The sequence below is a fragment of the Rubrilithobacter danxiaensis genome, from assembly GCF_047272945.1.
Lineage (GTDB): Bacteria > Bacteroidota > Bacteroidia > Sphingobacteriales > Sphingobacteriaceae > Rubrolithibacter > Rubrolithibacter danxiaensis.
In genome coordinates this window covers 135958-150690 of sequence record NZ_JBKOPS010000008.1, presented here as the reverse complement: position 1 = coordinate 150690, position 14733 = coordinate 135958, and the positions used below count along the sequence as shown (strand labels likewise).

General features: G+C 40.0%; 16 protein-coding genes. 8 read left to right on the top strand and 8 right to left on the bottom strand.

Features of this window, described 5'->3' with window-relative positions; genetic code table 11:
- Nucleotides 1–29 precede the first annotated feature (29 nt).
- On the bottom strand, nt 30–1271 hold the full coding sequence (locus tag ACLCDL_RS12285; RefSeq protein WP_423148601.1) for a pseudouridine synthase: 1242 nt from the start codon (nt 1269–1271) through the stop codon (nt 30–32).
- 210 nt (nt 1272–1481) lie between these two features.
- Between ACLCDL_RS12285 and ACLCDL_RS12280 the strand changes: the two genes are divergently transcribed.
- From ACLCDL_RS12280 to ACLCDL_RS12270, 3 genes are all read left to right on the top strand, one after another.
- Complete coding sequence (locus ACLCDL_RS12280) at nt 1482–2309, top strand: lytic transglycosylase domain-containing protein (RefSeq protein ID WP_423148600.1); 828 nt, start codon at nt 1482–1484, stop codon at nt 2307–2309.
- Nucleotides 2310–2402: 93 nt separating this feature from the next.
- Nucleotides 2403–5246, top strand: coding sequence for an excinuclease ABC subunit UvrA (uvrA, locus tag ACLCDL_RS12275; protein ID WP_423148599.1), 2844 nt, complete (start codon nt 2403–2405; stop codon nt 5244–5246).
- A 5-nt stretch (nt 5247–5251) separates the two neighbouring features.
- Nucleotides 5252–6757, top strand: coding sequence for an NAD(P)H-hydrate dehydratase (locus ACLCDL_RS12270; RefSeq protein WP_423148598.1), 1506 nt, complete (start codon nt 5252–5254; stop codon nt 6755–6757).
- Here the strand turns inward: ACLCDL_RS12270 and ACLCDL_RS12265 are convergent.
- From ACLCDL_RS12265 to lipA, 3 genes are read right to left on the bottom strand one after another with little or no spacing between them, the layout of a single operon-like run.
- Nucleotides 6754–7575 (bottom strand): anti-sigma factor, encoded by an 822-nt coding sequence (locus ACLCDL_RS12265; RefSeq protein ID WP_423148597.1) that lies wholly within the window; start codon nt 7573–7575, stop codon nt 6754–6756. The genes ACLCDL_RS12270 and ACLCDL_RS12265 overlap by 4 nt on opposite strands.
- 4 nt (nt 7576–7579) lie before the next feature.
- Nucleotides 7580–8131, bottom strand: a complete 552-nt coding sequence (locus tag ACLCDL_RS12260) for an RNA polymerase sigma factor (protein WP_423148596.1) — start codon at nt 8129–8131, stop codon at nt 7580–7582.
- Nucleotides 8132–8154: 23 nt separating this feature from the next.
- Nucleotides 8155–9033 carry a lipoyl synthase gene (gene lipA / locus ACLCDL_RS12255; protein WP_423148595.1) on the bottom strand — a complete coding sequence of 293 codons (879 nt, stop codon included), beginning with the start codon at nt 9031–9033 and terminating at the stop codon, nt 8155–8157.
- A 34-nt stretch (nt 9034–9067) separates the two neighbouring features.
- Here lipA and ACLCDL_RS12250 point away from each other — a divergent pair, with 34 nt between their 5' ends.
- The gene (locus tag ACLCDL_RS12250) at nt 9068–9217 is read left to right on the top strand and encodes a hypothetical protein (RefSeq protein WP_423148594.1); all 150 of its coding nucleotides are present in this window, start codon (nt 9068–9070) and stop codon (nt 9215–9217) included.
- A gap of 98 nt (nt 9218–9315) precedes the next feature.
- Complete coding sequence (locus tag ACLCDL_RS12245; protein ID WP_423148593.1) at nt 9316–9720, top strand: OsmC family protein; 405 nt, start codon at nt 9316–9318, stop codon at nt 9718–9720.
- On the opposite strand, the gene ytxJ is transcribed toward ACLCDL_RS12245, so the two are convergent.
- The 3 genes from ytxJ to ACLCDL_RS12230 form a co-directional block, all read right to left on the bottom strand.
- Nucleotides 9717–10046 carry a bacillithiol system redox-active protein YtxJ gene (gene ytxJ, locus ACLCDL_RS12240; RefSeq protein ID WP_423148592.1) on the bottom strand — a complete coding sequence of 110 codons (330 nt, stop codon included), beginning with the start codon at nt 10044–10046 and terminating at the stop codon, nt 9717–9719. The genes ACLCDL_RS12245 and ytxJ overlap by 4 nt on opposite strands.
- A 278-nt stretch (nt 10047–10324) precedes the next feature.
- The gene (ribH, locus tag ACLCDL_RS12235; protein ID WP_423148591.1) at nt 10325–10801 is read right to left on the bottom strand and encodes a 6,7-dimethyl-8-ribityllumazine synthase; all 477 of its coding nucleotides are present in this window, start codon (nt 10799–10801) and stop codon (nt 10325–10327) included.
- A 62-nt stretch (nt 10802–10863) separates the two neighbouring features.
- Nucleotides 10864–11541 (bottom strand): tetratricopeptide repeat protein, encoded by a 678-nt coding sequence (locus ACLCDL_RS12230; RefSeq protein ID WP_423148590.1) that lies wholly within the window; start codon nt 11539–11541, stop codon nt 10864–10866.
- Between the two features lie 216 nt (nt 11542–11757).
- On the opposite strand from ACLCDL_RS12230, the gene recF reads away from it, so the two are divergent.
- Together recF and ACLCDL_RS12220 are read left to right on the top strand one after the other, a co-directional pair.
- Entirely contained in the window at nt 11758–12870 is a 1113-nt protein-coding gene (recF, locus tag ACLCDL_RS12225; protein ID WP_423148589.1) for a DNA replication/repair protein RecF, read from the top strand.
- The gene (locus ACLCDL_RS12220; protein WP_423148588.1) at nt 12854–13144 is read left to right on the top strand and encodes a DciA family protein; all 291 of its coding nucleotides are present in this window, start codon (nt 12854–12856) and stop codon (nt 13142–13144) included. The genes recF and ACLCDL_RS12220 overlap by 17 nt, the downstream gene beginning before the upstream one ends.
- Before the next feature lie 41 nt (nt 13145–13185).
- Here ACLCDL_RS12220 and ACLCDL_RS12215 read toward each other — a convergent pair whose 3' ends face one another.
- Nucleotides 13186–13605, bottom strand: coding sequence for a nucleoside-diphosphate kinase (locus ACLCDL_RS12215; RefSeq protein ID WP_423148587.1), 420 nt, complete (start codon nt 13603–13605; stop codon nt 13186–13188).
- 117 nt (nt 13606–13722) lie between these two features.
- Between ACLCDL_RS12215 and ACLCDL_RS12210 the strand changes: the two genes are divergently transcribed.
- On the top strand, nt 13723–14733 hold the full coding sequence (locus ACLCDL_RS12210; RefSeq protein WP_423148586.1) for a DHH family phosphoesterase: 1011 nt from the start codon (nt 13723–13725) through the stop codon (nt 14731–14733).

The following is a 14733-nucleotide window of genomic DNA, read 5'->3' as shown; positions in this document are numbered from 1 at the left end:
TGAAAAAAGCCCTTTTGGGGCTTCTTCTATTAGTTTATCAGGTGTTTTAGCTGGATGATTTCTTTTTCTTCCAGGTATCGCCATCTGCCTCTAGGCAGGTCTTTTTTTGTAAGGTTTCCGTAAACTACCCGGTCAAGTTTAATTACATCATAGCCAAGGTGCTCGAAAATCCTTCTTACAATCCTGTTTTTTCCGCTATGAATCTGAATGCCTACCTCGCGTTTGCTGCCTCCCTGCACATAACTGATTGCGTCTGGTTTTATAATTCCGTCTTCCAGTTCCAATCCAAAATCAATTTTATTTAAATCACCCTGTGTGAGGTTTCTATTTAGTTCAACCTGATAAATTTTTGTTATGTTATTTCTTGGGTGAGAAAGTTTTTCAGCAAGGTCGCCGTCATTCGTCATTAATAATAATCCTGTTGTATTTCTGTCAAGCCTTCCCACAGGATAAATCCGTTCTTTAGAAGCTTTTTCTACAAGCTGCATAACGGTTCTCCGCTCTTGCGGATCATCGGTTGTTGTAATATAATCCTTGGGCTTGTTCAAAAGAACGTACACCATTTTTTCACGCTTCAGAACTTCTCCGTTATAGCGGATAACATCTTTTGCCGGATTAACTTTATAACCCAGTTCAGAAACAACCTCTCCGTTTACAGAAACAACTCCCGCCTGTATCAGTTCATCCGCTTTGCGGCGTGAACAAACCCCGGCATTTGCTATATATCGATTCAGTCTGATTAAGCCGTCGTCTTCCTTAACCGGTGATTTTTTAGCTCTCAGGTTTCCCCTTTCAATCTTTTCTTCAGATGACCAGTTGCGTTTTTCAGGGTCGGAGCTTTTTTTATATCCTTGTCCTTTTCTAAAATCAGAATCTTTATAATTTTTATTCCCGAATTTATTTCTTTCACCTCTGAAATTTCCTGAATCAGAATCTCTCTTTGAATTAGGAAAGTTTTTTTTATCTCGGTTACCGTATGCTTTTCCCGGTGCGGAGCCAAATTCTTTTTTGTCTGAGAAATTTCTTTTCTCGTTCCTTAAATCCCCGCTATCGGATGTTTTATCCGTATTTTTTGAATAACTGTTGAAAGGTTTTCCGCTACGCTTGAAGTCAGGAGAAGTATCCGAGTCAAACAATTTCTTTTTCCTGCTGTTTGAAGCATCAGATCTGCCTGATTTGAAAGTCTTTGATACAGAATTACTTGAAGACGGAGTGGAGCGGAATTTTTTGGACTTGTCGTCGCGACTGTTCCTGTTATTTTTTAATGGCATGTTCGGCGAATTAACCCGTTTTGTTAAGGGGTGCAAAGTTAATAAAATAACGCTAAAAACCGTGTCAGTGTTTTGTTTTTTAAAGACACAAAGGCTTATCTGTGTGGGGTTTAAAGCGCCCCTTTAACTGTGTAAAATGGTAACTATTTGTAAAAGAGGCATATAAAACGTACTTTTGCAAATTGTTTGGTTAACTTAAAAAAGGATCACATGATTAAGAAACACTTAATAGCGTGTTCCGTGTTGCTGCTATTTACAATTTTCACCAAAATTTATTTAGGCGGTAAACATAAGGACAACATTAAAGCAACTCCAAAGAAAGCAATTATTTCAAAGGAGGAGCCTAAAAAGGAGAAGGCAAAGCATTATTTAAGCTTTGCAAATGAAAAGCTCCCTGTACACAATCCAAAGGTTGCGGTTCGCATTAAAAAGGCTATAAAAGCAAATAAGTTCGAAAATCTTCAAACACACGCCTTACATAAGCAGGCGGCAAAATGGTTTCCTGTAATAGAGCCTATATTGAAAAAATACAATATTCCCGAAGATTTTAAATATGTTCCGCTTGTTGAATGTGGTTTGGAACGTGGAACATCTCATAAAGGAGCCTCAGGCTACTGGCAGTTTATGCCGCAGACTGCCCGCGATTACGGTTTAAAAGTGAATGGAAAAACCGATGAGCGCTGGGATATTCATAAATCGACAGAAGCTGCATGCCGGTATTTACAATCTTTATACAGCGAATTTCATAACTGGACTCTGGTAGCAGCAGCCTACAATCTGGGTGAAACCCGATTATGGAGCCAGATATCGAAACAAAAGCATCGTAATTATTTTAAGCTGAAGCTTAATCATGAAACGGCTACCTATGTTTATAAGATTGTTTCCATGAAAGAGATTATTGAGCATCCGGCAAAATATGGCTACGAGCCTAAAAAATCCTTGCTCGCCAATAATGATCCTGTAAGCGATAAAAAAAGCTATATCGATCCGAAGCTGCAGCGTAATGCTTTGGCTGCTTTTCAGTTCCTTCAGAATTAAACTGCTTAATTTTACACTTTCTGGATTTTGATTTTGACCTGATCAGGCATAAATTTCGCATCTTTAGGGTTTATTTCAGGATTGATCTTATTTATGAATAAAACTACTCCAGACCTGGGTGAGCAAAGCGAAGTTGAAGTTTTTGGTGCACGGGTCCATAATCTGAAAAACATCGATGTTTCTTTTCCCCGTAATAAACTTGTTGTTATAACCGGCCTCAGCGGAAGCGGCAAATCTTCTCTTGCATTTGATACCATTTATGCAGAGGGGCAGCGCCGGTATATGGAAACTTTCAGTGCCTATTCACGCCAGTTTTTAGGAGGCATGGAAAGGCCTGATGTGGATAAGATTTCCGGGTTAAGTCCGGTAATTGCTATCGAGCAAAAAACTACCAGCAAAAATCCCCGTTCAACGGTAGGAACAATTACAGAGATTTATGACTTCATGCGCTTGCTTTTTGCCCGTATCGGGGAAGCATATTCGTATGTTACCGGCGAGAAAATGGAGCGTATGTCTGAAGATCAGATCATTCAAACCATACTTAAACAATTTAATAATCAGCCCATTAATATCCTTGCTCCTGTAGTAAAAGGACGAAAAGGACATTATCGTGAACTTTTTGAGCAGATCAGAAAACAGGGATATTTAAAAGTGCGGGTGGACGGCGAAATACTGGATCTGAAACCCAAAATGCAGGTCGACAGGTATAAAATCCACGATATTGAAATGGTTGTTGACCGCCTGATCGTAAATGAAAAAGACAGGAAACGACTGCAATCGTCTGTCCAGTCGGCTCTCCGGATAGCAAAGGGAGTTATTAAGATTTCTGACCAGCCAAATAAAGAATACTTTTTCAGCAGGTTTCTGATGGACCCTGTATCAGGTATCTCGTACGATGAACCTCAGCCCAACACATTTTCTTTCAATTCCCCTTATGGTGCCTGTCCGCGATGCGATGGTTTGGGATATATTTTTGAAGTGGACGAGTCTTCAGTAATTCCAAATCCAAAGCTAAGCATCATGCAGGGAGGACTGGCTCCTTTAGGTGAATACCGCGAAACATGGATATTTCAGGTGCTAAAAGCACTTGCAAAAAAATATAATTTCTCACTCTCGACGCCGATAGAAAAAATTCCGGCGGAAATCATACAGATTATCTTAAACGGCTCTGAGGATATTATCACTGTTCCTGTTGAATACAACAAGTGGAATGTGCAGAATTACCAGATCACTTTCGACGGGATCATAAAAATTCTGGAGGAACAAACCGAACGCAGGGGAGATGCAGGAAATGAAGATATCGAAAATTTCAGGGTACTTAAAACCTGTGAAGTTTGTAATGGAGCCAGATTAAAAAAAGAATCGCTGCACTTTAAGGTTGATAACAAAAATATTTTTGACCTGGCAAGTATGGACATAATCAGGTTGTCTGAGTGGTTCGAAAATCTGGAATCGCGGCTTACGGAGCGTCAAAACATTATCGCAAAAGAAATCCTGAAGGAGATAAGGGCCCGAATAGGATTCTTATTGGATGTTGGGCTTAATTACCTCACTCTCGACCGTACCGCACGCACTTTGTCCGGAGGCGAGGCCCAGCGTATCCGTCTGGCTACTCAAATAGGTTCGCAGCTGGTAAATGTATTGTATATTCTGGATGAACCAAGTATAGGACTGCATCAGCGGGATAATGCCCGTTTGATTTCAGCATTGAAAAACCTTCGCGATATCGGAAATTCTGTACTTGTGGTAGAGCATGATAAGGACATGATACTTCACGCAGATCATGTTATTGATATGGGTCCGGCAGCCGGAGTGCATGGCGGAGTAGTGGTTGCAGAAGGTTCTCATGAAACTATTCAGCAGGCACATACCCTTACTACCGTTTATCTGAACGGTGAAAAAGAGATTGAAATTCCAAAAGAAAGACGAAAGGGAAACGGTCACTCCCTTGTTTTAAAAAATGCTACCGGAAATAATCTTAAAAATGTTACTGCCGAATTCCCTTTGGGGAAATTTATTTGTGTGACCGGAGTTTCAGGAAGTGGCAAATCCAGTTTAATTGCAGAAACTCTGTATCCTATCTTAAATCATCATTTTTTCCGGGCAAAGAAACAGCCTTTGCCATTTGAAAAAATAGAAGGGCTCGAACATATAGACAAAGTTATTGAGATTGACCAGACACCGATAGGGCGAACTCCGAGATCAAATCCATCCACATATACCGGGGTGTTTTCTGATATAAGAAATCTTTTTGTTCAATTACCCGAGGCACGGATACGGGGATATAAACCGGGCCGTTTTTCGTTTAATGTTAAAGGCGGCCGATGTGAAACCTGCCAGGGTGCAGGTATGAAACTGATAGAAATGAATTTCCTGCCGGATGTTCACGTGCCTTGTGAAGAATGCGGAGGGAAAAGATATAACAGGGAAACACTTGAAGTACGATACAGAGGAAAGTCGATCAGCGATGTACTTGATATGAGCATCGAAGAAGCAGTACCGTTTTTTGAACCTATTCCGGCAATCTATCGCAAGATCAAAACTTTGTATGATGTGGGCCTTGGTTATATAAAACTCGGACAATCGTCAACTACGCTATCAGGCGGCGAAGCGCAGCGGGTAAAACTTGCTACCGAACTTTCTAAAAAAGACACCGGTAAAACCTTCTATATTTTAGATGAACCCACTACGGGGCTGCATTTTGAAGATATCAACGTATTGCTTGGTGTTTTAAACCGACTGGTTGATCACGGAAATACCATTCTTGTAATTGAGCATAACCTGGATGTTGTAAAAGTTGCTGACTGGGTAATAGATTTAGGGCCCGAAGGCGGAGCAGGCGGAGGACGGATTTTATTTGAAGGTACGCCGGACGATTTGATCCATGTAAAGGAAAGTCATACGGGCCAGTTTTTAAAGATCGAGATGGGAAGATAATTTCTATGTTAAAACTTTTAACAGCGCAACAAACCCGGCAGGCGGACGCGTATACCATCCGGCATCATTCAATTGCTTCTATTGATTTGATGGAAAACGCATCGCATGCATTTGTAGCTGTTTTTGCTGACTTCTTTCCTGATAAAAATGCAACTGTAGCAATTTATTGCGGTACCGGAAACAACGGGGGCGATGGGCTTGCTGTTGCAAGGTTATTAAAAGACAGGGGTTATGAGAAAGTAACAGTTAGGATTGCCCGGTATTCTGACAAGGAAACAGCCGATTTTAAAACAAATTTGCTTCGCTTGCAAACCTGCGAAATTCCAATTGTGAACTTGCATAAACATGCCTCTTTTCGCGCCGAAGATGCAGATGTGATAGTGGATGCTTTACTTGGCACCGGCTTAAACAAACTATTGGAAGGTGACTGGCAAAATTTGGCAGAGTTTATTAATAGTTTAAATAAGCCCGTCGTTTCTATTGATATACCCACTGGTTTCTTTTCTGAAGGAACTATAAATGCAGAAGCGACAGCGATAAAAGCTGATCTTGTAATTACATTTCAGCGGCCCAAAATTAATTTCCTTTTACCTGAATCCGCGAAAATCATTAAACGGTTTCTAGTAGCAGATATCGGATTGAATGAACAGTATATTCAATCTTCTGAATCGCCTTTTTTACTGGCCACGGAGCAGGACATTCGGGAAAAGCTTAAAAAACGAAGCCAATTTTCACACAAAGGAACTTTTGGCCACGCCCTTATTATTGCCGGAAACGCTGAAACAATGGGAGCTGCCCTGTTGTCTTCAGAGGCTTGTTTATATGCCGGTGCGGGTTTAACTACTGCCTGTGTTCCTTCAGAGGGGTTGAGCGCTTTGAATACAAGAACGCCCGAAGTAATGGCTCTTTTGAGAAGAGATGGACTTTTACCTGATGGATTGAAATGGGATAAGTACGATGCAGTGGGTATTGGTCCTGGTTTAGGCACTACTGCAGAATCAAAACGTGTTTTGGAAACTACGCTTCAAAATGTAAAAACCCCACTGCTGCTGGATGCAGATGCGATCAACCTGATTTCAATCCACCGAGATTTAATTCCCCTGGTGCCGCAAGGAACTGTTATAACACCCCATGTAAAAGAGTTTGACAGGCTGTTTGGAGAACATAAGAGCTGGTGGGACAGGATAGAAACCGCCTTGAAAAAATCAAAAGACCTTGGTTGGATAATTATTTTAAAGAACCGCTATACCATGATATTTAGTCCGAATGGCGACTGTGTTTTTAACCCTACAGGAGACCCCGCTATGGCCACTGGCGGAATGGGAGATACGCTTACCGGAATTATAACTTCTCTGCTCGCACAGGGATATAATGCAAAAGATGCATCTATTGCAGGAGTATATATACATGGAAAAGCCGGAGAAGACCTTGCCAAAGAGATGTGGACTGTAGTGTCAGCCGGCGAATTAATTAAAAGGATTCCGGTTACGATAGGTGCCTTACAGGATTAAATGCTGCCCATAACCATCATTTGTTCCATGGTTGGGTTAATACTTCCTCCCCTGGGTTCCAGTGTTACTGCAAATGCCTGTGCACCGGTAACCGATTTCATTTGTTTCATTCCGGTACTATCAGGTTTTAGGTCAAAAACGCCCAGGTCAACCGGTTTTCCATCTACCAGTGCCCAAAGCTGGTATTGATGTCCCGTATCATTTGAAGGCATTTTCATCGAAGCCAAATCAATCATTACTTCTTTTTGCTGCGGGTTAAATGCTACCATCATGCTTGAAGCAGGAGAGTTTTTGGTACCTTTTAATTTGATTAATTTAAAGTTAGGATTTCGTAAAACATCCAGTGCTTTTTTAGTATCGTTCAGTTCTCCTTCAATAAAATTAACCCTGTTTGAAAATCTCTCATTGGAGATTTGTAAAGCTGCAAGCTGCTGTTTTGAATGTTGCAAATTCGAATAAATACTGAACAACGCTGCCCAGCTTATCAATAAAAGTGCAACAGAGGCTGCAAAAGCATATTTATAAAAGCTGTTTTGTTTGGAGAGGAAAACTACTTTTGACTGATCTTCTTGTTTTTTTTGATTTTTTGTTCCGGTTTCTAAACTGGTCAATATTTTATCACGAAGTTCTTCAGAAGGATTTATGCTGTAAGCAGAAGCGTAACCAAGTAAAGCATTTTCAACTTCAGCTAACTCCGCTTGTATAGCCGGATACTTTGCAGCCATTTGTTCCACCTCAAGCTTTTCAGCCGGTGTCAGCTCTCCCAGGATGTAGAGTTCCAGAATACCGCTTTCTATATATTTTTTAATCTCTTCCACTTCTTTAATTGAAAAACTTTCTCAAGGTAATAATTGCCGTTCTTAACCGCGTTTTTACTGTGCCTAAAGGTAAACCAAGTTCCTCTGCTGCTTCAACATGTGTATATCCCCTGAAGTAAACCAGGTCGAGAATCGATTTATGTTCCGGTTTAAGTTGCTCAACAAGATTTTTCACTCCCAGCACTTCCGTATTCAGTCCGGTATTTTGTTGCTCATCAATAAAATTTACGGTATTTTCTATGTCCTGGTTTTTTGAATTGTTACGATAATCTTTTGACCTGATTTTATCTATCGAAAGATTTCGTGCAATATTTACCATCCATGTAAATAAACGGCCTTTTGATGGATCGAACGAATCAAAAGAATTCCAAATTTTTATAAAACTTTCCTGCAATACATCTTCAGCTATTTCCTGATGCTGTACTACCCGAAAAATTATTCCATACAAGGCCGCAGAATACATGTCGTATAACGCTTCCGATGCAATTTTTTCGCGTTTTCTGATTCCCAGAATCAGCTCACTTTCAGAAAGCGTTATCTTTTTTCGGTTGTTCAAGAGTCTAATTTAGGAATAGGACTTTATAAATCAAAGAGGTGTTTTTCAGCATGATACGATGAACGAACCAAGGGCCCGCTTTCAACATACCTGAAACCCATATCCAGGCCTTTTTGTTTGTAAAACGCAAACTGATCAGGATGTATCCAGTTTAACACCGGATGGTGGTTGCGGGTGGGCTGTAAGTACTGGCCTAATGTCAGAATGTGTACCCCGGCTTCAACAAGATCGTTCATAGTTTCCAGTACATCAGCTTCTGTTTCGCCCAGGCCAAGCATAATTCCAGATTTTGTTCTCAATCCAAATTCAGAAATTCTTTTCAATGCTTCCAGGCTTCTGTCGTATTTTGCCTGAATGCGCACTTCACGGGTAAGACGACGAACCGTTTCAATATTATGGGAAACCACCTCGGGACGTTCTTCGCAAACCCGGTACAGATTTTCCCATATTCCTTTAAAGTCCGGAATCAGGGTTTCCATAGTAGTTTCAGGGCTTTCCCGGCGTACCGCTTTAATTGTTTCTGCCCAGATAACAGAACCGCCGTCTTTCAGATCATCGCGGTCAACAGAAGTAATAACCGCGTGTCTTACATTCATTAATTTAATGGAATTTGCTACACGGTTTGGTTCATCTGTATCTACAGCCAGCGGACGTCCGGTAGCTACTGCACAAAACGAGCAGGAGCGGGTACAAATATTTCCCAGAATCATGAAAGTTGCTGTTCCTGCACCCCAGCACTCACCCATATTCGGGCAGTTACCGCTTTCGCAGATGGTATGAAGTTTATGTGTATCAACCAGGCTGCGTACATGCGCATATTCTTTACCTACAGGTAGCTTTACACGAAGCCAGTCTGGTTTACGTTGTGCCTGGCTGGCAGGAATTACCGGCAAATCAATCATACTACAAAAGTAAGTATTTAACACTTAGATACACATGTTACCAATCGAAGATTTGACATTTAAGTTAGAATCAGAGCTGAGAACCGAGGTGTTAAAAATGCAGAGGGTTGAAGACGAAAAGCAGGATGTAGCTGGCGAAAACAGACAGCAAACCCCAAAAGCTCAAACCATAAGTGGTAATTAAGTGCAGATTTCTGCCATTTAAATTTTTAATTTTAATTTCGAGGCAGGAATATAGAGAGTACTGACAACTTACAGCATATAACTTATAACTTTTTTAAGATGCCAACATCAGAAATAAAATATAAGGGAGACCTTCGTACAGAAGCCATTCATCTTGCTTCGGGAGAAAAAATAATAACGGATGCGCCTGTTGATAATAAGGGAAAAGGGGAAGCATTTTCTCCCACGGATCTTTTAGCTACTTCATTAGGTAATTGTATGCTTACCATTATGGGTATAGCGGCGAGGGAGCATCAGTTTGATATAGAGGGAACAACCTGTACAGTTACTAAAATTATGGTTACAGATCCACGCAGAGTGGGCGAAATTCAGATCAGTTTTAAATTTCCGGCAAACAATTATTCAGATAAGGAAAAGAAAATACTGGAAAGGGCAGCTTTAACCTGCCCTGTATATTATAGTCTTCACCCGGAAATTATAAAAACCGTATCTTTTAATTATTAAGCCATTTGTCCGGCTGTGTCTTCGGCCGAAATATCGCTGTGAGAGTTTTCGTAAATGCACTCGCCGTCTTTTATCAGCAGAAGCTGTGGAGATTCGTGATGTACCTTAAACTTATCGGCAATAGCATTTGAAATACTCCGGTAGCTGATCAGATCAAGAAAATAAGCCGGTGTTGTATCGGGCAGTATATCCCACTCCAGCTCAAATTTCTTTTTCGCCATCAGGCTGATGGAGCACCTTGTGCTGTGTTTAAAAATTATACTGTATCCGTTATTTTGTCCAATCTCTTCCAGTTGCTCTATCTGTGTTAATGGAATCCAGTTCATAAATATTAAAAGTGTTTATTGTTTTAAAAGCCAATACCGTTCCAAAATTGGATGATTTTCAATTTCAAAGGCAGGCGTATATTTTTAAATAAGAAACGTTGAATTAGCGGTTAGATTGTGGGTACGACCCATAAGCAGGACAAAGTTTAGATGAGCATGACTGAAGTCCGCAAACCGCTCCGAAAATGATTAATACCGCAAAAATAATTTTCCTCATATCTCAAAAGTAATGATTTCTTCCTTACGGCAAAACTTCAATTAAGTTTCAAAAAACGTTATTAAAGTGCAGCCATTAAAATAGCGCTGGCAGCAGCTTCTTCCCCTTTATTACCGTGTTTACCTCCGGCCCTGTCTGTAGCCTGTTGTTGATTGTCTGTAGTAAGAACTCCGAAGATTACCGGTTTTGTATATTTCAGCGCTACCTGCGTAATTCCGTTAGCTACCGCATTGCAGATAAAATCAAAATGCCGGGTTTCTCCCTGTATCACGCAGCCTAAACAAATTACCGCATCAAGTTTATGTTTAGATAAAAGGTTGTCGGCGCCGCTGGTTAATTCAAAACTTCCCGGAACTGTTATATTCATAATATTTTCCGGTTTAGCTCCCTGTTTTATTAACAGGTCGTACGCTCCTTTTAAAAGAGCACCGGTAATATCGGCGTTCCATTGCGCCGTTACTATTCCGAAATGAAAAGGGGCGGCAGAGGGAATAGTTGTATGTGAAAAATCAGAAAGGTTTTTTAGTTGTGTAGCCATGATTGAAAATGAAAATGGTTACCCCGGAAGGTAACCACGTTTAATACTATTTAACAATGCTGCTATTGTTTTGCTTGTATGCGGGCAATATAAGCATCAATCAGAGTTGCTTCCTGGCTTTCCGGATAGTTCTCTTTTATTTTCTTGTAAGCTTCTAAAGCAGCGTCGTAATCTTTCTCTTCTTCATATACTAAGCCTAATTTTTTCAAAAAAACGGGAGAAGTGAAAGAGTTGTCATTTTTATCAGCCGCTTTTTTATAATAAGTAATCGCTTTTTTATAATCCTTTAGTTCGGTATACGCATCGCCCATCATTCCTAAAACTAAAGGGTCAATCACCGGGCTGCCTGTACTGCTGTAATTACCTAAAGCTTCAATAGCTTTCTGGTATTGGCCTTTTTTCAGATACAATCCTCCCAAATATGCATTTGCAATATTTGCTGATTTGGTGTTTGAATATTCATCGGCAATTTTTTCAAATCCGGGATATGAGCCATCTCCCTTAATGGCACGGTCAGACAAAGAATCAGTACTTGCATATTCTTCAGCCTTAAACATTTCGTTTGCTGCTTTTTCTGCCCGGGGTGCCAGATAAAACTTTTGGTAACCAAAATAGAGCAGTATTAATGCTATGATTGCTCCCCCAATTACAGCTAAACTTTTTTTATTCTCCTGCACAAATTTTCCTGAGGTGCCAAAGTCGTTGCCAGGATCAACCGTATTGTTTTGATTTTTCGCCATTTGCGTTAAAAAAATTGTGATCGCAAAAATACATTTTTCAGAATTAGTATCAACCCCTAAAACAGAAGAGTTTCTATAAATCAGTGAAAAGAAAACGAAAAAGCTAAAATTCTTCTGTAAACTGTTATTCAATGGCAGAAGAGATATGGATAAATTCTTTTATACGTTTTCTTTAAAATGCATCTAAAGAATTTATCTAAGTTTGTATTCCTTAAAATGCAGCTCGAAAAACTATCACTCATCAATTTTAAGAATTATTCTGAGGCTGAGCTTAGCTTTTCGCCGGCTGTAAACGCCTTTACCGGTGATAACGGAGCCGGAAAGACCAATCTTTTAGATGCATTGCATTACCTCTCTCTCTGTAAAAGTTATTTCAACCCTGTGGATTCGCAACAGATTAAACAGGGAGCAGAGTTTTTTATGATACAGGGAGTTTTTGAAAAAAACGGGCGGATTGAAACAGTTGCCTGTTCACTCAAAAAAAATCAGAAGAAACTTTTTAAGCGGAATAAAAAGGAATATAACAGATTGGCGGATCATATCGGGTTATTTCCGCTTGTAATGATCTCGCCCAATGATATAAGTATTATTGTTGAAGGAAGTGAAGAACGCCGCAAGTTTATCGATAATGTAATATCTCAAACAGATACAAACTATTTAGATGAATTAATTCACTACAACAAGAACTTGTTGAACCGCAATATGCTGCTTAAACAAATAGCAGAAACAGGGAGATATGACCCGGCCTTGCTGGAAATTTACGACGACCAGTTGGTGACTTCGGGAAACCGGATATTTGCGAAGCGGAAAAATTTCATGGAGGTTTTTTCGGATATTTTTAATAAGCATTACCAGTACCTTACCGATGATGCTGAAGAAGTGAAGCTGGTTTACGAATCGCCTTTGTTTGAAGATGACTTTTCAATGCTTTTAAAAAAGTCTGCAGAGCGTGACCGGGTGCTGCAAAGAACAAGCAACGGGATTCATAAAGACGATCTGCTGTTTACTATTCATGGTATGCCCATGAAAAAGTTTGGTTCGCAGGGGCAGCAAAAATCTTTTTTAATTGCTTTAAAGCTGGCACAATACAGTTTTTTGCTTGAGAAAAAACAGCTGGAACCTTTGTTGCTTCTGGATGACATTTTTGATAAGCTGGATGATAAACGTACCCGGAAGCTAATGCAAATGGTTTCTGAAGATGACTTTGGACAAATATTTATTACAGATACCAGCGCTGAAAGGATTCAACGTATATTTGAAGAGATAGGTGTGGAAGTTAAACTTTTTGAGATTGCGAAAGGAGTTGTAAAGAATGAAGCGCACAAATGACCAGTCAATTAAGGAGGCCATTGAGCAGATGCTTAAAGTGTACAAGCTTAAGCGTAAGTTTGATGAAACCTCCCTTATTGCTTTATGGCCGGAAATGATGGGGAAAGCGGTTGCCAACAGAACGAAGCAATTGTATATCCGCGAACGGAAGCTTTTTATCCGTTTGGAGTCTTCAGTAATAAAAAGTGAGTTGTTAATGATCCGCAGCCAGATATTGGACAAGCTGAATGAAAAAGCCGGATCGCATGTGCTGGATGAGATTGTCTTTTTATAGAAAATCCTCTCCTCCATTTAATGGAGGAGAGGGCTTAATTCTTAAAATCTTTCTAAAGCTGAAAAGAAAAAGTTTCCTTCAATCTGTGCGTTCTCGTCTGAATCGGAACCGTGGATAGCATTTGCATCAATAGATTTAGCATATTTATTACGGATAGTACCCGCTTCTGCCTTTGATGGGTCTGTTGCTCCAATTAACTTACGAAAATCTTCTACAGCATTGTCTTTTTCTAAGATAGCTGCAACAATAGGTCCTGAAGACATAAAATCCACTAATTCTCCGTAAAAAGGACGTTCTTTATGTACAGCATAAAATGCGCCGGCAGTTTCTTTTGATAAGCGGGTATATTTCATCGCCACTATTTTGAATCCTCCCTGGATAATATCATTTAAAATTGCTCCCGTATGTCCGTTACCTACAGCATCGGGCTTAATCATTGTAAATGTTCTGTTTGTTGCCATTGTACTATTTAATTGCCGCAAAAGTAGAGCTTTTAACCTAAACACCGAAGTAAACTTGAAAATTGCTGATTTGCAAATCATTTATTTTAATAGCTTTGCATTCTTTTTAATAACAGGATGTTAGATATAACTTCGCTGAAGGATTTACTGGCACAGCCAAAACAAATTGTAATCACTACGCATCATAAGCCAGATGGAGATGCAATAGGCTCTTCACTAGGCTTATATAATTATTTAGTCCAGAAAGGGCATCATGTTCGTGTAATCACCCCGTCCGATTATCCTGTTTTTCTTCAATGGCTTCCAAATAATCCGGAAGTGATTGTTTATCCTGAAAAACCAGACGAATCGCGTGAATTTATAGCAAATGCAGATCTTATCTTTTGCCTTGATTTTAACGATCTGTCACGGATTCACGAAATGGCACCTTTTGTAAAAGAGGCTAAAGCAGAAAAAGTGATGATCGACCATCACCTGGAACCCCAGGGATTTGATGATTATCGCCATTGGACAATCAATGCCTGTGCTACCGCTCAGCTCGTTTACGATTTTATTGTAAACGTAATGCAGGAGCCTTTTTTGGTTAATAAAGACGTTGCCACCTGTTTGTATACCGGCATAATGACTGATTCCGGATCCTTCCGTTTTCCTACCACAACGGCAGAAGTGCATCATATTGTTGCCGATCTGATTGGAAAAGGAGCTGAAAACTGGAAAATACATCAACTTGTATACGATAATTTCTCCGAAAGCCGTTTAAGGTTTTTAGGGCATTGTTTGCTGAATAAGCTGGAAGTTATACCGGAGTTAAATACGGCGCTTATTTCGGTTTCGCTTTCGGAACTAGAGCGGTTTAATATAGTTACAGGCGATACAGAGGGAGTTGTTAACTATGCACTTTCTATTAACGGGATTAAACTTGCCGCGTTAATTATCGAACGAAAAGACCGGGTCAAGCTTTCGCTGCGTTCTACAGGCGATTTTCCTGCAAATGAAATTTGTAAGCGCTATTTTAATGGAGGGGGACACAGAAATGCTGCGGGAGGAAGTTCAGAAAAACCATTTGCAGAAGTAGTAGATCAATTTAAGGCAATACTGCCTGAATATAAAAATCTTTTAATATTATAA